Below are 24,178 nucleotides of genomic sequence, written 5' to 3' on the forward strand. Positions count from 1 at the left end.
CCATGACTGACAACATCAAGCGTCCGGCCAAGGGCATTCTGGGCACCAAGCTCGGCATGACCCAGGTCTTCGACGAGAACAACCGCGTCGTCCCGGTCACCGTCGTGAAGGCTGACCCGAACGTCGTGACCGCGATCCGTACCGAGGAGCGCGACGGCTACAGCGCCGTCCAGGTCGCCTTCGGTGCCATCGATCCCCGCAAGGTGAACAAGCCGGTCACCGGCCAGTTCGCCAAGGCAGGCGTCACGCCTCGCCGCCATCTCGCGGAGCTGCGCGTCGCCGACGCCGCAGGCTACGAGATCGGCCAGGAGCTCACCGCAGCCGAGTTCGAGGACGGCGCTTTCGTCGACGTCACCGGAGTGAGCAAGGGCAAGGGCTTCGCGGGAACGATGAAGCGCCACGGCTTCAAGGGCCAGGGCGCGAGCCACGGTGCGCAGGCTGTCCACCGCCGCCCCGGTTCCATCGGTGGCTGCGCGACCCCCGGCCGTGTCTTCAAGGGCATGCGCATGTCGGGCCGCATGGGTAGCGACCGCATCACCACGCAGAACCTCTCGGTGCACAAGGTCGATGCCGAGAACGGTCTGCTGCTGATCAAGGGTGCGATCCCGGGCCGCAAGGGCGGCGTCGTGATCGTCAAGAGCGCAGTGAAGGGTGGTGCGCGAGCATGACCAGTCTCGAGAAGAAGACCGAAGCCAACCTGACGCTCGACGTCAAGGAGCTCGGTGGCAAGACCAACGGCACCGTCGATCTCCCCGCCGAGATCTTCGATCGCACCGCGAACATCGCGCTGATGCACCAGGTCGTCGTCGCGCAGCTCGCTGCGGCACGTCAGGGAACGCACTCGACGAAGACGCGTGGCGAGGTCCGCGGTGGCGGCAAGAAGCCGTACCGCCAGAAGGGCACCGGCCGTGCACGTCAGGGCTCGACCCGCGCACCGCAGTTCGTCGGCGGTGGCACCGTCCACGGCCCGCAGCCGCGCGACTACAGCCAGCGCACCCCCAAGAAGATGATCGCTGCAGCTCTCCGCGGTGCCCTCTCCGACCGGGCGCGCAGCGAGCGCATCCACGTGATCACCGAGCTCGTCGCGGGACAGGTGCCCTCCACCAAGGGTGCCCGCACGTTCCTCGCGGAGCTCACCGATCGCAAGAAGGTTCTGCTGGTCATCGGCCGCGCAGACCTGGCCGCATGGAAGTCCGTCCAGAACCTCGACGGCGTTCACCCCATCGCGCCCGATCAGCTCAACACCTACGACGTCCTCGAGGCAGACGACGTGATCTTCAGTGTCGAGGCACTGAACACGTTCATCGCAGGACCGGCCAAGGCAGCAACGGATTCACAGGAGGAGGACAAGTGAGCACCATTGCCGATCCCCGCGACATCCTGCTGGCCCCGGTCATCTCGGAGAAGTCGTACGGGCTCATCGAGCAGGGGACCTACACGTTCATCGTGCACCCCGACTCGAACAAGACGCAGATCAAGATCGCTGTCGAAAAGGTCTTCGGCGTGACTGTGACCAGCGTGAACACCGCCAACCGGCAGGGCAAGCGCAAGCGGACCCGATTCGGCTACGGCACGCGTAAGAGCACCAAGCGCGCGCTCGTGACCCTCTCGGCCGACAGCAAGCCCATCGAGATCTTCGGAGGCCCGGTCGCGTAAGCGGCCGGAGCTCAGAGGGTCCTCGAGGATCAAGGGACGAGACAAACATGGCAATTCGTAAGTACAAGCCGACCACTCCCGGTCGTCGTGGCGCGAGTGTCTCCGATTTCGCGGAGATCACGCGCTCGACACCGGAGAAGTCGCTCATCCGCCCGCTGCACGGCCGCGGTGGCCGCAACGCACACGGCCGCATCACCACCCGTCACAAGGGTGGCGGTCACAAGCGCGCCTACCGGCTCATCGACTTCCGCCGCAACGACAAGGACGGCGTGCCGGCCAAGGTCGCTCACATCGAGTACGACCCCAACCGCACCGCCAACATCGCGCTGCTGCACTTCGCAGACGGTGAGAAGCGCTACATCATCGCGCCGAAGGGCATCTCGCAGGGTTCGCCCATCGAGTCGGGTGCCACGGCCGACATCAAGCCCGGCAACAACCTCCCGCTCCGCAACATCCCGACGGGTACCACCATCCACGCGGTGGAGCTTCGTCCGGGTGGCGGCGCCAAGATGGTCCGCTCCGCCGGTGCCGGTGCTCAGCTCCTCGGTAAGGAAGGCGCCTACGCCACGCTGCGTATGCCGTCCGGTGAGATCCGTCGAGTCGACGTGCGCTGCCGCGCCACCGTCGGCGAGGTGGGCAACGCCGAGCAGTCCAACATCAACTGGGGCAAGGCCGGCCGTATGCGCTGGAAGGGCAAGCGCCCGACCGTCCGTGGTGTCGTCATGAACCCGGTCGACCACCCGCACGGTGGTGGCGAGGGCAAGACCTCCGGTGGTCGCCACCCGGTCAGCCCGTGGGGGCAGCCGGAAGGCCGTACCCGCAAGAACAAGCCGAGCGATCAGCTCATCGTCCGCCGCCGCCGCACCGGCAAGAACAAGCGATAATCAGGAGGGAGTAGCAGATGCCACGCAGTCTGAAGAAAGGCCCGTTCGTCGACGACCACCTCCTGAAAAAGGTGGACGTTCAGAACGACAAGGGCACGAAGCAGGTCATCAAGACCTGGTCACGCCGCTCGACCATCACCCCCGACTTCATCGGTCACACCTTCGCCGTCCACGACGGTCGCAAGCACGTCCCGGTGTTCGTCTCGGATGCGATGGTCGGACACAAGCTCGGTGAATTCGCGCCGACGAGGACCTTCAAGGGTCACATCAAGGACGACCGGAAGGCGAAGCGGCGATGACCAACTTCACCCCCACCGACAACCCGATCGCCCGGGCCACGGCCAAGCACGTTCGCGTGACGCCGATGAAGGCCCGTCGCGTCGTGGACCTGGTCCGCGGAAAGAGCGTCGAGGATGCCCTGAACATCCTCAAGTTCGCACCGCAGGCTGCCAGCGAGCCCGTCGCCAAGGTCGTTGCCTCGGCAGCGGCCAACGCGGAGAACAACCTGGATCTCGATCCGAGCACGTTGATCGTCTCGGCTGCATTCGTCGACGAGGGCGCGACCCTCAAGCGTTTCCAGCCTCGTGCCCAGGGTCGTGCGTTCCGCATTCGTAAGCGCACATCTCACATCACGGTCATCGTGGAGAGCCTGCCCAAGACCGGCGGCTCGACACGTGGTCGCCGGAAGGGAGCTCAGTAGTGGGCCAGAAGATCAACCCGCACGGCTTCCGCCTCGGCATCACGACCGACTGGAAGTCCCGCTGGTACGCAGACAAGCAGTACGCGGAGTACGTCAAGGAAGACGTGCAGATCCGCAAGCTCCTCGCCACGGGCATGGAGCGCGCCGGCATCGCCAAGGTGGAGATCGAGCGCACCCGTGATCGGGTTCGCGTCGACATCCACACCGCGCGTCCGGGCATCGTCATCGGTCGCCGCGGCGCCGAGGCGGATCGCATCCGTTCCGAGCTCGAGAAGCTGACCGGCAAGCAGGTCCAGCTGAACATCCTCGAGGTCAAGAACGCCGAGTCCGAGGCACAGCTCGTCGCACAGGGTGTGGCCGAGCAGCTCTCGAACCGTGTCGCTTTCCGTCGTGCGATGCGCAAGGCCATTCAGTCGGCCATGCGTCAGCCGAACGTCAAGGGCATCCGCGTTCAGTGCTCCGGTCGCCTCGGCGGCGCGGAGATGAGCCGTTCCGAGTTCTACCGCGAAGGTCGCGTTCCGCTGCACACGCTGCGTGCGGACATCGACTACGGCCTCTACGAGGCGAAGACCACCTTCGGTCGCATCGGCGTGAAGGTCTGGATCTACAAGGGCGACATCGTCGGTGGCAAGCGTGAAGCTGTCGCCGCCGCTGCTCCGGCAGGCGATCGTCCCCGTCGTGAGCGTCCGTCTCGTCCGCGTCGCAGCGGTGCCTCGGGCACCACGGCGACCAGCACCGAGGCCGGCCGCGCAGCGACCGCAACCGCTGATGCACCCGCTACGACCGAGCAGAAGGAGGGCTGACGCATGTTGATCCCCCGTCGGGTCAAGCACCGCAAGCAGCACCACCCCAAGCGTTCGGGTGCCGCCAAGGGCGGAACTCAGGTGACCTTCGGTGAATACGGCATCCAGGCTCTCGAGCCCGCCTACATCACCAACCGTCAGATCGAGGCAGCCCGTATCGCCGTCACCCGCCACATCAAGCGTGGTGGCAAGGTCTGGATCAACATCTACCCGGACCGTCCGCTCACGAAGAAGCCTGCCGAGACCCGCATGGGTTCCGGTAAGGGTTCGCCGGAGTGGTGGGTCGCCAACGTCAAGCCCGGCCGCGTGCTCTTCGAGCTCAGCTACCCGGACGAGCAGATCGCTCGTGAAGCACTGACGCGCGCGATTCACAAGCTGCCGATCAAGGCACGCATCATCACGAGGGAGGTTCAGTTCTGATGGCTACCGGTACCCCGGCTGCCGAGCTCCGCGAGCTCGGCGACGAAGAACTGATCACCCGCCTTCGTGAGTCGAAGGAGGAGCTGTTCAACCTCCGCTTCCAGATGGCCACCGGCCAGCTGGACAACAACCGTCGGCTGCGCGTCGTCCGCCACGAGATCGCGCGCATCTACACCGTGATGCGCGAGCGCGAGCTCGGGCTTGCCGCGGGACCTTCCGAGGACACGGCAGGTGACGCAGCATGAGCGAGGAAACAGTGACTGAAGAGACCACCCGCAACAGCCGGAAGACGCGTATCGGATACGTCGTCTCCGACAAGATGCAGAAGACGATCGTCGTCGAGCTCGAGGACCGTGTGAAGCACGCCCTCTACGGCAAGATCATCCGACGCACCACCAAGGTCAAGGCCCATGACGAGAACGGAGTCGCCGGCGTCGGCGACCGCGTTCAGCTCATGGAGACCCGCCCCCTGTCCGCCACGAAGCACTGGCGACTGGTCGAGGTCCTCGAGAAGGCCAAGTAACACCTGCAGCACCCATGGACGACCCCGCACTCCTCGTGAGTGCGGGGTCGTTCTGCGTTCTCCGGTCCTCGCTACGATGGCCGGACGAGAGGGGATCGGCATGGACAGTGTGATGCAGTTCGCCGGCCAGTACTGGTGGCTGTGGTTCGTCTTCGGCGGGTCCATCGCGGGTGCGGCCAAGGCGGTCAGCGCCGCCAACGAGCGACGTGCGGATCGTCGCCTCGAGCGGTACCGCATCAAGCAGCAGGCCAAGGTCGCAGCGCTCGAACTCTCGAAGTCCACGAAGCAGGACGCGGAGACACAACGTCGATCCGTCGAGAAGGCGCTCGCCGAGCACGACGACGTGAACGCTCGGTGGTTCGCCTACGAGACCGACGTCATCAACCTGCTCGAGTTCCCCATGATGACGAACATGCGCGACCCGATGACGGTGGCCTTCCACCGAGCCAAGCTCGAAGCCGACTCCCTCCGGCCGTCGGCGGCGGACGAACTGGTCGGCGATGTCGAGGCGCAGCGGCTCTACCGCTCGGCCGTGCACGACTACGCCGTGGCGTTCACCGCCGCCGAGTCCGAGGCGAAGCGTCGTCGCCGCGGAAACTTCAGCGAGGCGGAGCAGAACCGACTCACTCGCGCGCAGTCGCTGCTGCGCATGGCCTTGGACGGCGCCTCGACCCCCGCCGAGCGGCAGGCGGCGTACCGCAAGGCGCGCACCGAGCTCGAGGGCCTGGTGACGCTGCCGACGACGGCGTACGCACAGATCGAACAGCGGATCGCGGGGGCATTGGAGGCGTAGGCGCGGTCAGCCCGTGACGTCCAGGTCGTCGACCGCCACCGTCTCGCCCCGGCGATGCGCCATGTAGTCGCGCAGCTCCCGCCTCACGACGGGAAGCAGCAGGTAGAGGCCGATGATGTTGACGAAGGCCAGGGCGAACAGCGCCGCATCCGCGAAGTCCAGTACGGATCCGAGCGACAGCACCGTGCCGACGACGGTGAAGAGGCAGAAGATGACGTTGAAGCTGTGCTTGGCGAGGGCGCTGCGGCCGAAGAGGGACGTCCACGCCTGCGACCCGTAGTAGGCCCACGTGATGGCGGTGGACAGCGCGAAGAGCGCCACCGCGACCGTCAGAATGTACGGGAACCAGGGGAGCACCGTCTCGAACGCGTCCGAGGTGAGTGTGACGCCGCCGGCAGGAAGAGCGCCGGTCTCCGCGACGATGGCGCGCTGGTCCTGCCAGGACTGCGTGTTCGCGATGACGATCGTCAGAGCGGTGGCCGTGCAGATCACGACCGTGTCGATGAACGGTTCGAGCATGGCCACGAATCCCTCGGTGACCGGATGACGCGTCTTGACTGCCGAGTGCGCGATGGAGGCCGAACCCAGTCCCGCCTCGTTCGAGAACGCGGCGCGCTGGATGCCGATGATCATGACGCCCAGTACGCCACCCGCCACGCCCGTGGGGGAGAAGGCGCCCGTCACGATCGCACTCATGGCGCCGGGGACCTGCTCGATGTTGACGGCGATCACCACGGCGCATCCCAGCACGTACACGATGGCCATGGCGGGAACCAGCTTGGCCGTCACGGCGGAGATGGACTTCATCCCGCCGATGATGACCAGCCCGATCACGACGGCGACGACGAGCCCGAAACCGAACTTCGCGCCGTCCGAGCCGAGGAAACCCTCGTCGCCACCGGTGACACTGCGCACCTGAGCGTAGGTCTGGTTCGCCTGGAACATGTTTCCGCCGGAGATGCCGAAGAAGATGATGATCACGGCGTAGACGGTGGCCATGATCTTCCCGACTCGGCTCATCCCGCGCTCCGCGAGCCCCTTGGTGAGGTACTTCATGGGACCACCGGAGACGGTGCCGTCCTCGTGGACGTCGCGGTACTTCACACCCAGCGTGCACTCGACGAACTTGGTGGCCATACCGAGGAAGCCGGCGAGGATCATCCACAGCGTGGCACCGGGTCCGCCCAGGGTGACCGCGACCGCGACACCGGCGATGTTGCCGAGCCCGACGGTGCCGGACACGGCGGCGGTCAGGGCGCGGAAGTGGCTCACCTCGCCGGGTGCTGTGGGGTCGTCGTGTTTCCCGCGGACCAGTTCCACCGCGTGTGTGGCGCCGCGTACCTGCAGGAACTTGAAGTTGACCGTGAAGATGATCGCGGCGGCCAGGAGCCAGATCACGACCAGAGGCACCGACGCGCCGCCGATGTCGACGGAGAAGAAGACGACGGTGGTGACCGCCTCGGTGACGGGTTCGAAGGTGGAATTGATGGCATTCTCGATGGTGGTGAGGGTGCCACCGTCGGCCGCAAGGATCCGGGGTACGGAAGTCATGTCTCATTCGACCCCGGCATCCCGGATCCTGCACGCCTTGAGGCGTATCTGACCGATCCTTTACCTGATCTTGACCTCAGACCAGACGCTTCTCGGGACTCACCGTCTTCGACGGATCCTTCTCGACGATGTCGCCCAACGCCTCGTCGATCTTGGCGAGCACGTCGGCGTCGAGGGTGACGTCCTGCGCCTTGACGTTGTCGGCGATCTGCTCGGGACGAGACGCGCCGACGAGAGCGGCCGCGATGTTGTCGTTGGCCAGCACCCAGGCGATGGCGAGCTGGGACATCGTGATGCCCAGGTCGTCGGCGATCGGCTTCAGCTTCTGCACGCGCGTCAGCGTCTCGTCGTTCATATAACGCGAGATCATGTCCGCGCCGCCCTTGTCGTCGGTCGCGCGCGAGCCCTCGGGAAGCGACTGTCCGGGAACGTACTTGCCCGTGAGGACGCCCTGAGCCAGCGGTGACCAGACGACCTGCGAGATACCGAGTTCCTTGGACGCCGGGACCACGTCGGACTCGATGACGCGCCAGAGTGCGGAGTACTGAGGCTGATTGGAGACGATGGAGAAACCGCGCTGCCGGGCCAGTGTCTGCGCTTCGCGGAGCTGGTCCGCGGTCCACTCGGACACACCGATGTACAACGCCTTGCCCTGCTGGACGACGTCACCGAAGGCGGCGATGGTCTCCTCGAGCGGCGTCTCGTGGTCGTATCGGTGCGCCTGGTAGAGGTCGACGTAGTCGGTGCCCAGGCGTCGCAGCGAGTTCTCGATGCCCTCGAAGATGTGTTTGCGCGAGAGCCCCGTGTCGTTCGGGCCCTTCTCGCCGACCGGGAAATACACCTTGGTGAAGATCTCGAGACCTTCACGACGCTCGCCCGCCACCGCCTTGCCCAGCACGGTCTCGGCCGCGCCGTTGGCGTAGACGTCCGCGGTGTCGAACGTCGTGATGCCGGCGTCGAGAGCCGCCTTCACGCAGGCGGTCGCGACGTCGTTCTCCACCTGCGACCCGTGGGTGAGCCAGTTGCCGTAGGTGATCTCGGAAACCTTGAGTCCGCTGTTGCCCAGAAATCTGTAAGCCATGCGAACAACGCTACTCGCGCGCCGGCGCCAGGACTTCTCCTCTCACTCGCGCGCCAGCGCGAGGACCTCCTCTTCGGTGGGGGGACTCTTCGGGTGGAAGGTGAGGCACAGGGGAGTGGCCGTACGCCGGAATTCCGAACCCTCGACGGCCGCGTAGAACTGACCTGCGGGGAGACGTCCGACGTCGGGCACGGAGCCGCCCTTGGCGCGCGCCATCTCCTGCGCCGCCTGGATCTGGGCGGGGCTGTTCAGCAGGCCGTAGAACTGGGTGGCCGCGTTCCCGGCGATGCGATTGTGCAGCCCCTTGGGGGCCTGGGTCGCAAAGACGAGGCCCAGGCCGTACTTCCGGGCCTGCGACGCGAGTGCGAGCGTGCTGTGCGTGGCCGGTGTCGCTTTGTCCGAGGGCGCGTAGTTCTGCGCCTCGTCCATGACGAAGAGTCCGCCGAGCGGTCGATCACCCGCCGGGTTCTTCTTGATCCAGGCGAACAGACCCATCTGCAGCTGATTGACGAAGCTCTGCTTCTGCTCCTCGGTGGTGAGCCCCGAGAGGTTGATGACGGACACGCGCGCCTTCTTCCCCTCGGCCGGGGTGAGCAGCACGCCCGGATCGACGGGAGTGCCGGACCCGGCGAACATCGGGTCGTTCGTCATCGCGGCCTTGAGGTTCTCGGCGAGATCGGCCGCGATGCGCACGGCGTCGCGCAGATCGCTGGCGTCGGCGGGGAGATTCTCCAGCAGGTCGATGAAGTCCGACATGTCGCCGGCCGAGCGCCGCCCGAACCCGTCGAGTGCCGCGCGCAGCACCGCCTGGCGGTGCTTCGCCTTCTCCGTGGTGCCCGTCGCCAGTGCGGCGGGAGCCAGCGCCGCGAGGCCCGACTCGACGGACGCGTCGAACTCGTCCTTGTCGTTCACGACGCTGGCGAAGTCGGGGAGCGGCTGGAAACTGAGCGGCCGCCCCGACGACTTGCGCGGAGTCCAGATGACGACGTCCGTGTCCCGCAGGTACGCAGCAGCTTTCGCCTCGTCGCCCGGCGGCCACGTGCGCTCGTCCTCCGGCCACGGTGTCCCGAGGCGGGCGAGATCGTTGTTGATGTCGAGCACGATCGACGAGACACCGTGCAGGGCACACTCCTCGACCAGCCGGCGGATGAGCACGGTCTTACCGCTGCCCGATCCGGCGAAGATCGCCGTGTGCTTGCGCAGCGCCTCGAGCGGAATGCGGACCTCGGCGTTGGTGCTGAGCTCCGTCCCCATCTCGATCTGCTCCCGGCGCGGAGTTGCCGCTGGAGCCTGCGACACGTCGGGTTCGATGAGTGCCTGATCGTCGTCGACGACGCTCGCGTCGGGCAGCACCTCGCGGAACAACGCGATCTCGTGCGCCGGCTTGCGAGCGAGCAGCCACGACGTGAGGGCCGGCGAGTTCTCCGACCGGAGAGCGCCCAGGGCGTGCAGCGAGCGGCGATCGTCCTCGCTCAGCGGCACCTCGACACCACCGGCGCGGTGCAGCGCCGCCACGGTCTGTTCCGTCTTCGCGCCCTTGGGCCACGGTGCGTTGCGGATGAGGATCAACCGACGGCGCGGCATGTCGATGTGGAGACCCGCCGCGGTGACGGCCCGCTCGATACGGGCCAGGGCCGCACGGGCATTGGTGGAGGAGACGGCGCGGAAGCACCAGTGTTCCTCGTCGTCGGTGTCGCTGTCGACGGTGTGGCGGAGCCGTGCGTGCAGTGCCGGGCGGCCGCTCGGCGGAGGATCCTGCGCGAGGCTGTCGTCGGACGACTGGTGTTCGTGGATCCACGCGTCGAGACCGGCGGAGAGCAGTGCCGGGACGAGGCTGTCCTCGGTGCCGGGCTCGAGCGGTGTCGACACGTCCGCGGCGCTCCGCAACTGCGCGTACCGCTCGTCGAGCGCCTCGAGTTCGGATCGCTTGGCCGTGGGGAGCGATGGTGTGTCGGATCCCCCTCCGCTGGAGGCGAAGTCGGTCAGTTCCGTCGCGACCCCCGTCTCGAGGCAGTGGCGGATGTGCTTGTCGACGGCGATGAGCAGCTGGCGGGGAGTGAAGTCCGGCGCCTTGTCGAACGCGTCGACGGCCACCGGCCATGTCGGGTGCGGGGTGGCGAAGCCGACCTCGCGGAAGCACGCCTCGAGGCGACGCTCGAGCAGCAGGCGGCCGACGTCCGACGACGGAATCGGCTTGAGCCGCTGCGTCACCCGGAACCGGTCACGCATCGGTGCGACCCCGCGAGCGGCGATCAGATCCCACGCGCTCGACAGCGCCGACAACACGGAGGCGGTGCGCGGCAACGTCTCACGGAGAGTCATCAGACCGTGGGCGAGCTGCTCGACCACCTTGTCCTCCTGCTCGTCCGCGTAGTCCTTGTCGGCGCCGGTGCGCGCCTGCGCGACGAGGGTGTCGATCTGATCGATGGCGAGGATGGTGGGACCCGTGATCGCGAGCAGTCGGGAGATGTTCTCCGCGATGCCCTGGTGACCGAGCTCCGCGCGGCGGATGCCCCACGACTCGAACTCGTCGGCGTCCACGTCGTCGATCGACTGCAGGTAGGCGTCGCCGATGTCCTGCACGGCCGCGTCGGGTGCGATCGAGAGGACCAGGGCACGCAGGGTGTGCTGGGAGGTCCGACGATGGCGGGGATGGGCCTTGTAGACGCCGGTGACGAACTCGTTCAGCGTGTCGGCGTCGATCATGGTCTCGCCCATGACCTGTCGTCGCTGGTCCTCGCTCACGCCGGCGATGTCGCAGAGCCGCTGCAGGACCAGGCGGAGCTGACTGTCGTCACCGCGACCCGATGGGCGGTTGAGATCGTCGAGCATGCCCATCAGCGTCGAGCGCCAGAAACCCGCGGCGTCGAGGAGCCGGATGAGGAAGAAGTAGCCGCCGCGCGACTGCACCTCCTCGCGGACCTGCCCGAGAAGGTGCGTCTTGCCGGAACCCGCGGGGCCCTGCACGACGACGCCGAGCGGACTGGCGTCGTCCGAGTTCTCGGCGTCGGTGTACGCACTCATGACCTCGGTGAACACCCGCTCGTGCATCCCGGGCACGTGGACGTCCGACTGGGACCGCCACACGTCGTCGGGTGTGGGGGCCCAGCTCAGCCGCACCGACTCGAGAGCGCGGATCTGTTCGGACTTCGTGGTCGTCATCGTGGAGCCGCCCATCACTGTTCGATCGCCAAGAGGTGGTTCTGCTGGTTGCCGACATCGACGGCCGCGGCGCGGTCCTCGTCGGTCAGCGTCTTCTGGTTCTCCTCGGGGATGAGGGAGACGTCGGGGGCGCGTCGCAGCCGGGCGAGCGCCTCGTCGAGATCCGTGCGCGAGATGTCGGACAGGGCGGGCCGCAGCCGCGACAGCCGCACCCAGGCCCCGGGCTCACGAGCAAGGTCCGCGTACGTCGACCGGATCCGCTGTTCGACGTCCGCGGCGGACAGTTCACCGCGGACCGCGGGGGCGACGATGGCGTTGGGTGGCGTCGGCGGCGCCGTGATCGACGTCGGAGTGTCGCGCGGGAAGAAGACCTCGGCGGGACGTACGTCGTCGCGATGGAACCACCGACCGAGGCCTGCCATGACGGTGAACAGGGCCTTGCCGGGGCCGGCCGCACCCTTCGGCGCTTGCGTGCCCATCAGGTCGGAGCAGTGCTTCCAGCCCTTGTCGGTGAGCTCGACGGTCATCGTCCGACCCTGCTTGCCCACCTCGATCAGGCCGAGCGACGCGAGGTGGTCCCGGTGGGGCTTCTTCAACTCGGGCCCGAGTGTCGACAGTTCGGGGTTGCGCACTGCGCGTGCCTCGGCCATCAGCACCATCAGCACGGACACCTCGGTGCCGGTCAACTCGTTCGCGCTCACGTGGGAGTCCCCTTCGATCGTCGTCGGTGCAGTGCCTGTTCGATCATCGTCATCACGCTCTCGTGGTCCGCGAGCACGTCCTCGTTGGTGAAGCGCAGCACGATCCAGCCGTGCGTCTGCAGCAGGTTGTCGCGGGACCGGTCGTCGGCGAACTGAGCACGCGCACGGTGCTCGTGGCCGTCGATCTCGATGGCGACCCTCTCATCGACCCACGACACGTCCAGCGTGAACGGTCTGCTCAACGTCGTCGGACGGACGGACCGGTTGTGGCGTCGGCCCGCCGCCCACTCGCGGGTGGAGAGGACGCGATCCAACAGGATCTCCGCCGCGCTGGCCGCGTGCGGACGCCCCTCGACGGGCGGGTAGCTCAGCGGCCGGAAGCGGTCGACGATGGTGTCGACGTCGTCCGGGGTCGACGGAGTGCGCACGGTCAGCACCGGGAACCTGTCCACGGCGGGTGCACCGGCCCCGGTCAACCACACGCCCGTCCCGGTGCTGCACCACCATTCCGCGGCGGTCGCCACCGCTGCCGGGTCGGCGTCGGCGGGGACGTCCACGACGAGGACGGCGCGCTCTCGCCCGTGGACGTCGGCGATCACGCGGGCGGCACCGGCGGCTCGGGTCTCGCGAGCGAAGGCGTCGACACGCAGGGGGCGTCCGGACGTCGACGCGCCCGCGAGATGGGCCAGGTACGGGCCGAAGTGTTCGCTCGAAGACGCGTGCTCGTGAGCTCGTGCCCGAGCGGCGTCGCGGGCCAGCGACGAGCGGTCGCCGACGTCGCCGGGCAGCAGGAAGGGGACGAGGTCGAGCGCGGCCTGCTCGATCGCGGCGACGACGGCGTCCACCATCTCCGACGCGGAGCCGTTCGTCAGGGTGAAGAAGAGTGCGGCCGGAGCATCGGACGGCAGCGGGTCCACCGACTCGGCGAGATCCCTCATCGCGGCGCCGGACAGTCGTACGACCCGGTCGAGCGGGGCGTCGTGCCACCAGGGCGTCGCGGTGTCGACGCGTGTCGTCACGTCATCACCCCCGCCCTGGTGTCTAGGCCGACCGGACCGGCCACCGCCCCGCGGCCGATTTCGGCCGACTTCAGGCCTGCCCTGTCGGTTACCATCCCCGAAACCGTACCCGGGGACGGGAACCCGTGTCGCGCGGGTCACCGTCCGAGCAGGCCACCCAGCGCGCCGCCGACACCGGCCTGCTGCCCGCCGCCCGTGCCGCCGACGAACCCGCCGGGCGGCTGCTCCGACGGCTGCACGACGACGAACCCCTGCCCGGAGAACTGCAGGGTGAAGCGCTCGCCGGTGCTGCGGCCGATGAGGGTGCCGAAGTTGAGTTGATCGTTGCTCTTCACCGAGGTCTGCAGGCTCGACGACCACGCGACCGCAGCCTGCGGATCCGCGAAGGTGGGCTGGTCGACGTTCAGCACGACAGGTTGCCCGTCGGTGGTGATGGCGATGCGCCCCTGCCCGGTGAAGATGCAGTTGAACAGGCCCGCGTTGCTGCTGGCGGCCGCACCCTGGACCCGGCCGATGCGGTACGACAGCGACGAGTCGAACGCGAGCACGTTGGCGCCGTTGATGGTGAGACCGTCGCTGCCGTCGAGGTCGATGATGTGCACGTCCTGGGCGGCGTTCGCGAGGAAGAGGTCGCCGCGACCGGACACCTTCATCAGCGGCACACCCTCGCCCGTCACCGTGCGACGGATCATGTTGCCGATGCCGCCGGATCCCTGCGCCTCGAACTTCAGGTCGCCCTGGTAGGCCACCATCGATCCCGAGCGCGCCATGATCTCGCCGTTCATCGCGACGCGGGCCATCTTGCTGCCCTGCTTCTGGATGCCGACGCCCTGGACCTCGGCGTGGGTGGGGGCGAACAGTTCACTTCTCACGGCCAGTGCTCCCTGCGTCGGTACGGGTGGTGGTGCTGCTGTGGTGGAGACGACGGTCGGTGTCGGTGTCGGTGTCGGTGTCGGTGCCGTGGCCGGCGCGGGCTCGTCGTCGACGGTGATGCCGAAGTTCGTCGCGATGCCCGCGAGCCCGTCGTCGAAGCCCTGGCCCACGGCGCGGACCTTCCAGGCGTCGCCGCGTCGGTAGATCTCGACGCACACGACGGCGGTCTCGCTCGTGAGTCCGCTCATCCGGAACGACAGGTCCGGTCCGATGGAGATGGTCGGCTCCAGGCCGCCGAACGTGGTGGGGCCCGATCCGTCCAGGCTGGCGGTGACGGCCACGGTGTCGACGTCGCGGGGCACCGCACGGGTGTCCACGCGGATCCCGCCGCTGCCGTACGTCACGCCGGGGCCGACCGGGTTGTTGAAGAAGACCAGGTCCGCGTCCGATCGAACCCGGCCCGCGGAGTTCAGCAGGAGCGCCGAGACGTCCACGGCGGCGCCGGACACGGAGATGTCGAGGCTGTCCGAGGGTGCGGGGCGGTTCTCCCCCCGTGCGAGGCTGTCCACGGACATCAGTGTGCCACCGGCGCCTGACAGAGACCTGTGCCGTCGCGCGTGGTGGGGATTTGGATCCCGTCCGCGTGTTCCCTACACTAGAGCGGTTGCCCGTGGTAGACGCATGCGTCGGCCAGGGCCACAGACCGCGCGCGTCGGGTCGGTATCCGCCGCGTACGTACATCCAGGTCACTAGGAGACCCATGATTCAGCAGGAGTCGCGGCTTCGCGTCGCCGACAACACGGGTGCCAAGGAAATCTTGTGCATTCGCGTTCTCGGTGGCTCGTCACGCCGTTACGCCGGGATCGGCGACGTCATCGTCGCCACCGTCAAGGACGCGATCCCCGGTGGAAACATCAAGAAGGGCGAGGTCGTCAAGGCCGTCATCGTCCGCACCACGAAGGAGCGTCGCCGCGCCGACGGTTCGTACATCAAGTTCGACGAGAACGCTGCCGTTCTCATCAAGCCTGACAACGATCCCCGCGGTACCCGCATCTTCGGCCCGGTCGGCCGCGAGCTGCGTGAGAAGAAGTTCATGCGCATCGTGTCGCTGGCTCCGGAGGTGTTGTGAGATGAAGGTGCACAAGGGCGACACGGTTCTCGTCATCTCCGGTAAGGACAAGGGAGCGAAGGGCAAGGTCATCACGGCCTACCCCGAGACCTCCAAGGTCCTCGTCGAGGGCGTCAACCGCATCAAGAAGCACACCGCTGTCTCGGCCAACGAGCGCGGCGCCTCCTCGGGCGGCATCGTCACGCAGGAAGCCCCCATTCACGTTTCCAACGTCGCGGTCATCGACTCGGACGGCAACCCCACCCGCGTGGGCTACCGCACCGACGACAACGGCAAGCGCGTTCGGATTTCCCGTAAGAACGGGAAGGACATCTGATGACGACCACCGAGAACAAGATCGTTCCGCGCCTGAAGACTCGCTACCGCGAGGAGATCAAGGACGCGCTGAACACCGAGTTCGAGTACGCCAACGTCATGCAGATCCCCGGCATCGTCAAGGTCGTCGTCAACATGGGTGTCGGCGACGCCGCCCGTGACGCGAAGCTGATCAACGGTGCGGTCGCAGACCTCGCCGCGATCACCGGCCAGAAGCCCGAGATCCGCAAGGCTCGCAAGTCCATCGCGCAGTTCAAGCTCCGCGAGGGCATGCCCATCGGCGCGCGCGTCACGCTGCGCGGCGACCGCATGTGGGAGTTCCTGGACCGTCTCGTGTCCATCGCGCTTCCCCGCATCAGGGACTTCCGTGGCCTGTCGGGCACGCAGTTCGACGGCAACGGCAACTACACGTTCGGCCTGAACGAGCAGTCGATGTTCCACGAGATCGACGTCGACAAGATCGATCGCCCTCGCGGCATGGACATCACCGTCGTCACGACGGCCACCAACAACGACGAAGGCCGCGCGCTGCTCAAGCACCTCGGCTTCCCGTTCAAGGAGAACTGAGCGTATGGCTAAGAAGGCACTGGTCAACAAGGCCAACAAGAAGCCGAAGTTCGCGGTTCGTGCGTACACCCGCTGCCAGCGTTGCGGCCGTCCGCACTCCGTGTTCCGCAAGTTCGGCCTCTGCCGTATCTGCGTGCGCGAGATGGCGCACCGCGGCGAGCTCCCCGGAGTGCACAAGTCTTCCTGGTGAGACAAGCCTCCTGGTGATCTGATCACCTGATCGACCCGACAGGCCCGAGCCATCACGGCTCGGGCCTGTCGGCGTTCACGGATGCAGTGCGTCGAGGAATGTCGCGCGGTCCGAACGGTCTGTTCCTCTCTGCGTGTCTCCCGCCGTATGCCTCGCGCTGGCGCCTCACCGGGCCTAGTGTTGCGCGACGGGGGAGCGAGCGGAGGAATCATGACTCAGACCGCGGAGACCGAGACCTCGGCCACGCCGGAACTCAAGCGGGTCCTCGGACCCGGACTGCTGTTGCTCTTCATCGTCGGCGACATCCTGGGCGCCGGCGTCTACGCCGTGACAGGCGACATGATCGCCAATGTCGGCGGAATGGCGTGGCTGCCGTTCATCCTCGCCTTCGTCGTGGCGACGCTGACCGCGTTCTCCTATCTCGAGCTGGTGTGCAAGTACCCGCAGGCCGCCGGCGCCGCGCTGTACACGCACAAGGCCTTCGGCATCCATTTCGCGACGTTCCTCGTCGCGTTCGCCGTCATCTGCTCCGGCATCACCAGCGCCTCGACGTCCTCGAACGTGGTGGCGGGCAACCTGTTGGCCGGCCTGCACGAGACCTTCAGTACCGAGGACGGCATCGGGTGGTTCGACGTACCCACCGGCGACACAGCGCAATTGGTGGTCGCACTGGCCTTCATGCTGCTGCTGGCGGCGATCAATCTGCGCGGTGTCGGCGAGTCGGTCAAGTTCAACGTGATCCTGACGATTATCGAGATGGCAGCGCTCGCCATCGTCATCGCGATCGGCTTCGTCGCGGTGGGAAGTGGTAGCGCCGAGGGCGACATCGCCAATCTGGTCGTGTTCGACGACGCCAACGAGAAGGGCTGGTTCCTCGCCGTCACCGTCGCGACCACCATTGCTTTCTTCGCGATGGTCGGCTTCGAGGACTCGGTGAACATGGTCGAGGAGACCAAGGAGCCCGAGAAGATCTTCCCGAAGATGATGCTTTCCGGACTCGGCATCGCCTGCCTCATCTACGTTCTCGTCGTCGTGGCCGTGATCGCGGTCCTGCCGCTGGACTACGACTCCGGCAGCGAGGGCATCCTGCTCCACGTCGTGCGACTCGGCGCACCGGGACTGCCGATCGACGAGATCTTCCCGTACCTGACGGTGTTCGCCGTCGCCAACACCGCGCTCATCAACATGCTGATGGCGAGTCGGTTGATCTACGGCCTCGGGCGTCAGCGCATCCTGCCCAAGTCGCTGAGCGCTGTTCTGCCGACGCGTCGCTCGCCGTGGGCGGCCATCATGTTCTCCACCGTCATGGCACTGGTGCTGATCGTGGTGGTCAACCAGCTGCAGGGGAACTCGGTCGTCAGCGCTCTCTCCGGAACGACCGGGCTGCTGCTGCTCTGCGTGTTCGCGGTGGTCAACGTCGCCAACCTGGTGCTCAAGCGCAAGAAGGAGACGACGGGCTTCAGTGCGCCGCTGTGGGTTCCGGTGACGGGCGGCACGCTGTGCCTGTTCCTCGTCGGACCGTGGGCGCGGACCGATGCGCAGATGATCCAGTACCGCATCGCCGGCGCGATGCTGCTCCTCGGTGTGGCGCTGTGGGTGGTGACGTTCTTCGTCAACCGTGCCACGCAGGGCAAGTCGCGCTTCATCGACGTGGATGCGCTCGACCGCGACGAGAAGGCGAACCTCGGTGACCGGGTGCGTGATCGGGGAGACGGCAAGGACTGACCGGCGGGGTCGACCCGCGCACGAGACGAGCCCCGGACCTCCCTGAGGACCGGGGCTCGCGTCGTCGAGCGTCAGCTCTCGAAGATGTCCAACGGCAGAGAGCCACCGCCACCGACAGGTGGGACGACAGGCGGGAGGCTGCCCTCCGGAAGCACTGTGACGGGGAGGTCGACGAGCGTGTCGACCGATGTGCCGCCGTCGTCACACGTCACCGCGACGCTGTAGAGCCCGGCCTCGAGTCCGTCGATGACGATGGTGCCGACGGCGGGAGCGATCGGCAGGAATGGCGTGGCGGGGCCCGAGGCGCTCGCCGTGTTGGTCTCGTCACCCACTTCGGTCGCGGTGACGGTGCAGTCCACCGCGCCCGTGAAGGCGAGAGCGGGTGTCACGGTCACCAGCGTGCTGATCGATTCGACGCCGGGCGTGGGTACCGCCACGACGGCGAGCACCGCCGCCGACGCCGTTCCCGACCCTGCCAACAGCGCCGCAGCAGCTGCCGCTCCCACCATTCCGACCTTGCCGAATGTGCGTACACCGGTCTTCACATCGTCCTCCATCACTCGTCGTGCGCGATAAACGTTGTGAATGGACACTAAAAGGCTGAACGAGAATGGCGGAGCGAAACGGACCAATCGGTCATCGAACTTGGTTCCCCGGCTGAACCCGACCGATGTAGCGGTGAACCGTTCGGGCCGGCGCAGGGCACCGTGCACACCTCCCGTGAGGCTCACACCTGTTGCGGCAGGCCGGAGGGGGTGTTCGCCCACCGCAACCTGTGTGCACACCCCCTGCGGCACTGGCGAGTGCCACACCGGCACCTCACGCCGCACCCGGCCGACACCACCGCCGCGCACTCGTTCCGTGATGCGCACACCCCTCGCCGCAGGCTGCAGAGGGTGTCCGCCCACCGGAACCGGTGCGCACACCCCTGCAGTACCGGCACCACCCGCCCTACCTGCACCGATTTGGTCCCCGCAGGTCACTCCCTTACACTTGACCGGTTGCCCGGGTACCGTCATGCCTGCATACGACCCGAGCTACTCAGGTTTCTTGCCATGATGCTCGAAACACCCGCCAGTGCTCACGTCTGCACTGGCAGGAGCGCAACCCCTGACCGGCAACAGTCGGTCAGGACAGAACACTTCGCTGTAGGCCCACGACGGGACGAGTCAGGCCCTGCTACCAGGGCACCAGCTCGCACGTGCTGCATGGGAACCGCTGCGAGAAAGGGCCATGAACTCTGTCATGACCATGACCGACCCGATCGCAGACTTCTTGACGCGTCTGCGCAACGCCAATTCGGCGTACCACGATCAGGTGAAGCTGCCTCACTCGAAGATCAAGGCGAACATCGCCGAGATCCTCAAGCGTGAGGGCTACATCTCCGAGTACCGCACCGAGGACGCCGAGGTGGGCAAGACCCTCATCGTCGACCTCAAGTACGGCCCCAGCCGCGAGCGCAGCCTCGCCGGTGTGCGTCGGGTGTCCAAGCCCGGACTGCGTGTGTACGCAAAATCCACCAATCTGCCCAAGGTGCTCGGCGGCCTCGGCGTGGCGATCATCTCCACGTCCACCGGCCTGCTGACCGATCGCCAGGCGGCCAATCAGGGCGTCGGCGGCGAAGTCCTCGCGTACGTCTGGTAAGGGAGGCCACCACTATGTCGCGTATCGGAAAGCTTCCTGTGACAGTTCCCGCCGGAGTCGATGTCACCATCGCCGGCCAGGATGTCACCGTCAAGGGACCCAAGGGCACCTTGAGTCTCACCATCGCCGAGCCGATCACCATCGCAAAGAACGATGACGGATCCCTCTCGGTCAACCGGCCGGACGACGAGCGTCGTAGCCGCTCGCTCCACGGCCTCTCGCGCACTCTCGTCGCGAACCTCATCACGGGTGTGACCACCGGTTACACCACGAAGATGGAGATTCACGGCGTCGGTTACCGCGTGGCACTGAAGGGCAGCGACCTCGAGTTCGCTCTCGGCTACAGCCACCCGGTGCCGATCACGGCGCCCGACGGCATCACCTTCGCGGTCGAGACGCCCACCCGATTCTCGGTCTCGGGTATCGACAAGCAGAAGGTCGGCCAGATCTCTGCCAACATCCGTCGTCTCCGTCGTCCCGACCCGTACAAGGGCAAGGGCGTTCGGTACGAGGGTGAGCAGATCCGCCGCAAGGTCGGAAAGACAGGTAAGTGATGAGCAACTCCGCAGCAACGAAGGGTTCCGACGCGAACCCGAAGCGCATCCCGCTGGGCAAGGACGCCTCCACGCGTCGTCGCCTGTCCAAGACGCGCCGCCACTTCCGTCTTCGCAAGAAGGTCTCCGGAACCGCCGAGCGTCCCCGTCTGGTCGTCAACCGTTCCTCGCGTCACCTGCACGCACAGCTGATCGACGATCTGACCGGCCGCACTCTCGCGTCCGCGTCCAGCATCGAGGCCGATGTGCGCGCGACCGAGGGCGACAAGAAGGCCCGTGGCGCGAAGGTCGGCGCTCTCATCGCCGAGCGTGCCAAGGCGGCCGGCATCGAGGCAGTGGTCTTCGACCGCGGTGGCCACGGTTACGCCGGACGCATCGCGGCACTCGCCGATGCAGCTCGCGAAGGCGGGCTGACGTTCTGATGACCAACGCAGCGAAGATTCAGCTCACCAACGGAAGGACAGCCTGATGCCGGGACGTCAACGGCGTGACGGCGGCAGCGGACCCGCCGGAGCCAACGCAGGACCCAATGCAGGCGGAGGTGACAACCGCGGCGGAGACAACCGTGGAGGTCGCGACCGTCGCGACTCGCGGGGCGGCAACGCTCCCGAGAAGAACAACCTCGAGCGCGTCGTCGCGATCAACCGCGTCTCCAAGGTCGTGAAGGGTGGTCGTCGCTTCAGCTTCACCGCCCTCGTGATCGTCGGAGACGGCAACGGTCTGGTCGGCGTCGGCTACGGCAAGGCCAAGGAAGTTCCGGCCGCCATTCAGAAGGGTGTCGAGGAGGCTCGCAAGAGCTTCTTCCGCGTCCCGCTGATCGGTAGCACGATCACGCACCCCGTCCAGGGTGAGGCTGCGGCCGGTGTGGTCATGCTGCGCCCGGCAAGCCCCGGTACCGGTGTCATCGCCGGTGGCGCGGTGCGTGCCGTGCTCGAGTGTGCAGGTGTCCACGACATCCTCGCGAAGTCGCTGGGTAGCGACAACGCGATCAACGTCGTGCACGCCACCGTTGCGGCTCTCAAGAGCCTGCAGCGTCCGGAAGAGGTCGCGGCTCGTCGTGGTCTGCCGATCGAGGACGTCGCTCCCGCCGGCATGCTGCGCGCTCGCGCCCAGGCAGCAGCAGGAGCAGCTCATGGCTGACCTCAGAGTGACCCAGATCAAGAGCACCATCGGTCAGAAGAAGAACCAGCGTGACAGCATTCGCACGCTGGGCCTCAAGAAGATCCGCCAGTCGGTGATTCGCGAGGACACCCCGCAGACCCGCGGGCTGATCAACGTGGTGCGTCACCTCGTCGTCGTTGAGGAGGTCACCAAGTGACCATCAAATTGCATCATCTTCGCCCCGCACCGGGTTCGAAGAGCGCGAAGATCCGCGTCGGTCGCGGTGAAGGCGGAAAGCGCGGCAAGACCGCAGGTCGTGGCACCAAGGGCACGGGCGCTCGTAAGAACGTCCCGGCCGGCTTCGAGGGTGGCCAGATGCCGATCCACATGCGGCTGCCGAAGCTCAAGGGCTTCACCAACCGCAACCGGGTCGAGTACCAGGTCGTGAACCTGGTCGACATCGAGCGACTGTTCCCCGAGGGTGGCGAGATCTCCAAGGACGATCTGGTCGCCAAGGGTGCGGTGCGCAAGAACCGTCTCGTCAAGATCCTCGGCGACGGCGACCTGTCGGTGAAGGTGTCCATCACCGCCGACAAGTTCACCGGCAGTGCCAAGGAAAAGATCAACGCAGCCGGCGGATCCGTCACCGAGTTGTGAGTTCGGCGGCCCGCCCACTCGACGAGTGAGCGGGCCTCCGGCAGTACGGACCGATGGCCGTGGTACGACTCTCGTGCTGCGGCCATCGGCCGTTCGGTGCCACGGTGAGTGGTTGTCCGGCTCGGCCCGGGCTGCGCACTCCGCGGCGCTGTTAGAGTTCGACGGGGTGCCAGTGCGCCCCGACCATCTCCCTCGTTAGTCACCCCGTCCAGGAGGATCGTTGCTTTCCGCCTTTGTGTCGGCCCTCAGGACACCTGACCTGAGACGGAAGATCCTCTTCACTCTCGGCCTCATCGCTCTGTACCGCTTCGGCGCGACGCTGCCGTCGCCCGGTGTCGACTACGGCAACGTCCGTCAGTGCATCGACCAGGTGTCGGGTGGCGACTCCGCCGGCATCTACTCGCTGATCAACCTGTTCTCGGGCGGCGCTCTGCTGCAGCTGTCCGTGTTCGCGATCGGCATCATGCCCTTCATCACCGCGAGCATCATCGTCCAGCTCCTCACCGTGGTCATCCCGCGGTTCGAGGAACTCCGCAAGGAGGGCCAGGCCGGCCAGGCGAAGATGACGCAGTACACGCGCTATCTCTCCATCGCTCTGGCGATCCTGCAGGCCACGGGTCTCGTCGCGCTCGCCTCGCGCGGGCAGCTGCTCCAGGGCTGCAACCTCGACATCATCGCGGACTCGTCCATCTTCGGACTGGTCACCATCGTGCTGGTCATGACCGCGGGTGCTGCCCTGGTCATGTGGTTCGGCGAGCTCATCACCGAGCGCGGCGTCGGCAACGGCATGTCGCTGCTCATCTTCGCCGGCATCGCCTCGCGCATCCCGTCCGAGGGCAAGTCGATTCTCGACAGTCGCGGCGGCATCGTCTTCGCGCTCGTCTGCCTCGCCGCTCTCGCCATCATCATCGGCGTCGTCTTCGTCGAGCAGGGCCAGCGCCGCATCCCGGTGCAGTACGCCAAGCGCATGGTCGGCCGCCGCATGTACGGCGGTTCGTCCACCTACCTGCCGCTGAAGGTCAACCAGGCCGGTGTCATCCCGGTGATCTTCGCGTCGTCGCTGCTGTACCTCCCCAATCTCATCGCCCAGCTGACCAATGCCAGCACGGCGGCGGATCCGAGTTGGTGGCAACGCGCCATCAACACTTATCTGGTGAACCCGGCGAACCCGGTGTACATCGCGATCTACTTCGGCCTCATCGTCTTCTTCACCTACTTCTACGTCGCCATCACGTTCAACCCCGAGGAACGTGCCGACGAGATGAAGAAGTACGGCGGATTCATCCCGGGCATCAGGCCGGGACGTCCGACGGCCGACTACCTCAATTTCGTTCTCAGTCGCATCACGCTGCCCGGTGCCATCTACCTCGGCACCATCGCTGTGCTTCCCAACCTGTTCCTCGACATCGGTAACTCCGGTGGCGCCCAGAACCTGCCCTTCGGCGGAACAGCGGTGCTCATCATGGTGAGCGTGGGACTCGACACGGTGAAGCAGATCGAAAGCCAGCTGATGCAGCGCAACTACGAAGGGTTCCTCAAGTGAGACTCGTCCTCCTCGGTCCTCCCGGAGCAGGCAAAGGTACGCAGGCGACGCTGCTGTCGGAGAAGCTGGGAATTCCCCACGTCTCGACGGGCGATCTCTTCCGCGCGAACATCGGCCAGAAGACGCCCCTGGGCATCGAGGCCAAGAAGTACCTCGACGCGGGCGACCTGGTCCCGAGTGCGCTGACCGTGGACATGGTGCGCGACCGTCTGGCCGAGCCCGACGCCACCAACGGCTTCATCCTCGACGGCTTCCCGCGATCGACCGATCAGGCCGACTCACTCGCCTCCATCCTCGAGGACGCGGGCACGACGCTCGACGCCGTCGTCTCCTTCGTCATCGACGAGGACGTCGTGGTCGAGCGCATGCTCGCCCGTGGGCGCGAGGACGACAAGGAGAGCGTCATCCGGAACCGGATGAAGGTCTACCGCGACGAGACGGCTCCGCTGCTCGAGTACTACAAGAGCCATGGTCGCAGCGGGCAGGCCGAAGGCCGGTCGGGACTACTCGTGACCGTCGACGCCGTCGGCGAGGTCGAGGATGTCAACAAGAAGGTCATCGACGCGATCCAGGGCGACGACTGACCT

Annotated in this window: 31 protein-coding genes; 24 read left to right on the plus strand and 7 right to left on the minus strand. The window is 66.7% G+C overall.

Annotation, left to right across the window (positions count from 1 at the left end; translation table 11 throughout):
* Positions 1 to 2 precede the first annotated feature (2 nt).
* The 11 genes from rplC (at position 3) to BR07_RS0106035 (ending at position 5,779) form a co-directional block, all read left to right on the plus strand.
* Positions 3 to 668, plus strand: coding sequence for a 50S ribosomal protein L3 (rplC, locus tag BR07_RS0105985; RefSeq protein WP_027504646.1), 666 nt, complete (start codon positions 3 to 5; stop codon positions 666 to 668).
* Positions 665 to 1,354 (plus strand): 50S ribosomal protein L4, encoded by a 690-nt coding sequence (rplD, locus tag BR07_RS0105990; RefSeq protein ID WP_027504647.1) that lies wholly within the window; start codon positions 665 to 667, stop codon positions 1,352 to 1,354. Before rplC ends, rplD begins: the two co-directional genes overlap by 4 nt.
* Positions 1,351 to 1,656 carry a 50S ribosomal protein L23 gene (gene rplW / locus BR07_RS0105995; RefSeq protein ID WP_027504648.1) on the plus strand — a complete coding sequence of 102 codons (306 nt, stop codon included), beginning with the start codon at positions 1,351 to 1,353 and terminating at the stop codon, positions 1,654 to 1,656. The genes rplD and rplW overlap by 4 nt, the downstream gene beginning before the upstream one ends.
* A 47-nt stretch (positions 1,657 to 1,703) precedes the next feature.
* Positions 1,704 to 2,540, plus strand: coding sequence for a 50S ribosomal protein L2 (rplB, locus tag BR07_RS0106000; RefSeq protein ID WP_027504649.1), 837 nt, complete (start codon positions 1,704 to 1,706; stop codon positions 2,538 to 2,540).
* Between the two features lie 17 nt (positions 2,541 to 2,557).
* Positions 2,558 to 2,839, plus strand: coding sequence for a 30S ribosomal protein S19 (rpsS, locus tag BR07_RS0106005; RefSeq protein ID WP_027504650.1), 282 nt, complete (start codon positions 2,558 to 2,560; stop codon positions 2,837 to 2,839).
* The gene (rplV, locus tag BR07_RS0106010) at positions 2,836 to 3,240 is read left to right on the plus strand and encodes a 50S ribosomal protein L22 (RefSeq protein ID WP_027504651.1); all 405 of its coding nucleotides are present in this window, start codon (positions 2,836 to 2,838) and stop codon (positions 3,238 to 3,240) included. Before rpsS ends, rplV begins: the two co-directional genes overlap by 4 nt.
* A complete protein-coding gene (rpsC, locus tag BR07_RS0106015) occupies positions 3,240 to 4,043 on the plus strand; it encodes a 30S ribosomal protein S3 (RefSeq protein WP_027504652.1) in 804 nt (267 codons plus the stop codon). The genes rplV and rpsC overlap by 1 nt, the downstream gene beginning before the upstream one ends.
* A gap of 3 nt (positions 4,044 to 4,046) precedes the next feature.
* Entirely contained in the window at positions 4,047 to 4,463 is a 417-nt protein-coding gene (gene rplP, locus BR07_RS0106020) for a 50S ribosomal protein L16 (RefSeq protein WP_027504653.1), read from the plus strand.
* Positions 4,463 to 4,708, plus strand: a complete 246-nt coding sequence (gene rpmC, locus BR07_RS0106025; RefSeq protein ID WP_027504654.1) for a 50S ribosomal protein L29 — start codon at positions 4,463 to 4,465, stop codon at positions 4,706 to 4,708. The genes rplP and rpmC overlap by 1 nt, the downstream gene beginning before the upstream one ends.
* Complete coding sequence (gene rpsQ / locus BR07_RS0106030; RefSeq protein ID WP_027504655.1) at positions 4,705 to 4,986, plus strand: 30S ribosomal protein S17; 282 nt, start codon at positions 4,705 to 4,707, stop codon at positions 4,984 to 4,986. Before rpmC ends, rpsQ begins: the two co-directional genes overlap by 4 nt.
* A gap of 100 nt (positions 4,987 to 5,086) precedes the next feature.
* The gene (locus tag BR07_RS0106035; protein WP_027504656.1) at positions 5,087 to 5,779 is read left to right on the plus strand and encodes a hypothetical protein; all 693 of its coding nucleotides are present in this window, start codon (positions 5,087 to 5,089) and stop codon (positions 5,777 to 5,779) included.
* A 6-nt stretch (positions 5,780 to 5,785) separates the two neighbouring features.
* Here the strand turns inward: BR07_RS0106035 and BR07_RS23540 are convergent, their stop codons facing one another.
* The 6 genes from BR07_RS23540 to BR07_RS0106065 all read right to left on the minus strand — a co-directional run bounded on the left by BR07_RS23540 (position 5,786) and on the right by BR07_RS0106065 (position 14,744).
* Positions 5,786 to 7,330 (minus strand): alanine/glycine:cation symporter family protein, encoded by a 1,545-nt coding sequence (locus BR07_RS23540; RefSeq protein WP_037184741.1) that lies wholly within the window; start codon positions 7,328 to 7,330, stop codon positions 5,786 to 5,788.
* 76 nt (positions 7,331 to 7,406) lie between these two features.
* Positions 7,407 to 8,411 (minus strand): aldo/keto reductase family protein, encoded by a 1,005-nt coding sequence (locus BR07_RS0106045; RefSeq protein ID WP_027504657.1) that lies wholly within the window; start codon positions 8,409 to 8,411, stop codon positions 7,407 to 7,409.
* A 42-nt stretch (positions 8,412 to 8,453) separates the two neighbouring features.
* On the minus strand, positions 8,454 to 11,573 hold the full coding sequence (locus tag BR07_RS0106050) for a helicase HerA domain-containing protein (protein ID WP_027504658.1): 3,120 nt from the start codon (positions 11,571 to 11,573) through the stop codon (positions 8,454 to 8,456).
* Between the two features lie 14 nt (positions 11,574 to 11,587).
* Positions 11,588 to 12,274, minus strand: a complete 687-nt coding sequence (locus BR07_RS0106055) for a hypothetical protein (RefSeq protein WP_027504659.1) — start codon at positions 12,272 to 12,274, stop codon at positions 11,588 to 11,590.
* Positions 12,271 to 13,293 carry an endonuclease domain-containing protein gene (locus tag BR07_RS0106060; RefSeq protein ID WP_027504660.1) on the minus strand — a complete coding sequence of 341 codons (1,023 nt, stop codon included), beginning with the start codon at positions 13,291 to 13,293 and terminating at the stop codon, positions 12,271 to 12,273. The genes BR07_RS0106055 and BR07_RS0106060 overlap by 4 nt, the downstream gene beginning before the upstream one ends.
* Before the next feature lie 137 nt (positions 13,294 to 13,430).
* Positions 13,431 to 14,744, minus strand: a complete 1,314-nt coding sequence (locus tag BR07_RS0106065; RefSeq protein ID WP_027504661.1) for an AIM24 family protein — start codon at positions 14,742 to 14,744, stop codon at positions 13,431 to 13,433.
* Positions 14,745 to 14,926: 182 nt separating this feature from the next.
* On the opposite strand from BR07_RS0106065, the gene rplN reads away from it, so the two are divergent.
* The 5 genes from rplN to BR07_RS23545 all read left to right on the plus strand — a co-directional run bounded on the left by rplN (position 14,927) and on the right by BR07_RS23545 (position 18,092).
* The gene (gene rplN, locus BR07_RS0106070) at positions 14,927 to 15,295 is read left to right on the plus strand and encodes a 50S ribosomal protein L14 (RefSeq protein ID WP_027504662.1); all 369 of its coding nucleotides are present in this window, start codon (positions 14,927 to 14,929) and stop codon (positions 15,293 to 15,295) included.
* A gap of 1 nt (position 15,296) precedes the next feature.
* A complete protein-coding gene (rplX, locus tag BR07_RS0106075) occupies positions 15,297 to 15,611 on the plus strand; it encodes a 50S ribosomal protein L24 (protein ID WP_027504663.1) in 315 nt (104 codons plus the stop codon).
* Positions 15,611 to 16,177 carry a 50S ribosomal protein L5 gene (rplE, locus tag BR07_RS0106080; protein ID WP_027504664.1) on the plus strand — a complete coding sequence of 189 codons (567 nt, stop codon included), beginning with the start codon at positions 15,611 to 15,613 and terminating at the stop codon, positions 16,175 to 16,177. Before rplX ends, rplE begins: the two co-directional genes overlap by 1 nt.
* A 4-nt stretch (positions 16,178 to 16,181) precedes the next feature.
* On the plus strand, positions 16,182 to 16,367 hold the full coding sequence (locus BR07_RS0106085) for a type Z 30S ribosomal protein S14 (RefSeq protein ID WP_027504665.1): 186 nt from the start codon (positions 16,182 to 16,184) through the stop codon (positions 16,365 to 16,367).
* A gap of 210 nt (positions 16,368 to 16,577) precedes the next feature.
* A complete protein-coding gene (locus BR07_RS23545; RefSeq protein WP_051613170.1) occupies positions 16,578 to 18,092 on the plus strand; it encodes an APC family permease in 1,515 nt (504 codons plus the stop codon).
* A gap of 71 nt (positions 18,093 to 18,163) precedes the next feature.
* Here BR07_RS23545 and BR07_RS0106095 read toward each other — a convergent pair whose 3' ends face one another.
* The gene (locus BR07_RS0106095; protein ID WP_027504666.1) at positions 18,164 to 18,649 is read right to left on the minus strand and encodes a hypothetical protein; all 486 of its coding nucleotides are present in this window, start codon (positions 18,647 to 18,649) and stop codon (positions 18,164 to 18,166) included.
* Positions 18,650 to 19,337: 688 nt separating this feature from the next.
* Here BR07_RS0106095 and rpsH point away from each other — a divergent pair.
* The 8 genes from rpsH (at position 19,338) to BR07_RS0106135 (ending at position 24,175) form a co-directional block, all read left to right on the plus strand.
* Complete coding sequence (gene rpsH / locus BR07_RS0106100) at positions 19,338 to 19,736, plus strand: 30S ribosomal protein S8 (RefSeq protein WP_027504667.1); 399 nt, start codon at positions 19,338 to 19,340, stop codon at positions 19,734 to 19,736.
* Positions 19,737 to 19,750: 14 nt separating this feature from the next.
* Entirely contained in the window at positions 19,751 to 20,290 is a 540-nt protein-coding gene (gene rplF, locus BR07_RS0106105; RefSeq protein ID WP_027504668.1) for a 50S ribosomal protein L6, read from the plus strand.
* The gene (rplR, locus tag BR07_RS0106110) at positions 20,290 to 20,712 is read left to right on the plus strand and encodes a 50S ribosomal protein L18 (RefSeq protein WP_037184745.1); all 423 of its coding nucleotides are present in this window, start codon (positions 20,290 to 20,292) and stop codon (positions 20,710 to 20,712) included. The genes rplF and rplR overlap by 1 nt, the downstream gene beginning before the upstream one ends.
* Positions 20,713 to 20,758: 46 nt before the next feature.
* Complete coding sequence (rpsE, locus tag BR07_RS0106115; RefSeq protein WP_027504670.1) at positions 20,759 to 21,430, plus strand: 30S ribosomal protein S5; 672 nt, start codon at positions 20,759 to 20,761, stop codon at positions 21,428 to 21,430.
* Positions 21,423 to 21,608, plus strand: a complete 186-nt coding sequence (rpmD, locus tag BR07_RS0106120; protein WP_027504671.1) for a 50S ribosomal protein L30 — start codon at positions 21,423 to 21,425, stop codon at positions 21,606 to 21,608. Before rpsE ends, rpmD begins: the two co-directional genes overlap by 8 nt.
* Positions 21,605 to 22,048, plus strand: a complete 444-nt coding sequence (gene rplO, locus BR07_RS0106125; RefSeq protein ID WP_027504672.1) for a 50S ribosomal protein L15 — start codon at positions 21,605 to 21,607, stop codon at positions 22,046 to 22,048. The genes rpmD and rplO overlap by 4 nt, the downstream gene beginning before the upstream one ends.
* Positions 22,049 to 22,268: 220 nt before the next feature.
* Entirely contained in the window at positions 22,269 to 23,591 is a 1,323-nt protein-coding gene (secY, locus tag BR07_RS0106130) for a preprotein translocase subunit SecY (RefSeq protein ID WP_027504673.1), read from the plus strand.
* Positions 23,588 to 24,175, plus strand: a complete 588-nt coding sequence (locus tag BR07_RS0106135) for an adenylate kinase (RefSeq protein ID WP_027504674.1) — start codon at positions 23,588 to 23,590, stop codon at positions 24,173 to 24,175. Before secY ends, BR07_RS0106135 begins: the two co-directional genes overlap by 4 nt.
* Positions 24,176 to 24,178: the final 3 nt, after the last annotated feature.

Origin of the sequence: Rhodococcus sp. UNC23MFCrub1.1, assembly GCF_000686025.1 — a bacterium.
Classification (GTDB): Bacteria; Actinomycetota; Actinomycetes; order Mycobacteriales; family Mycobacteriaceae; genus Rhodococcoides.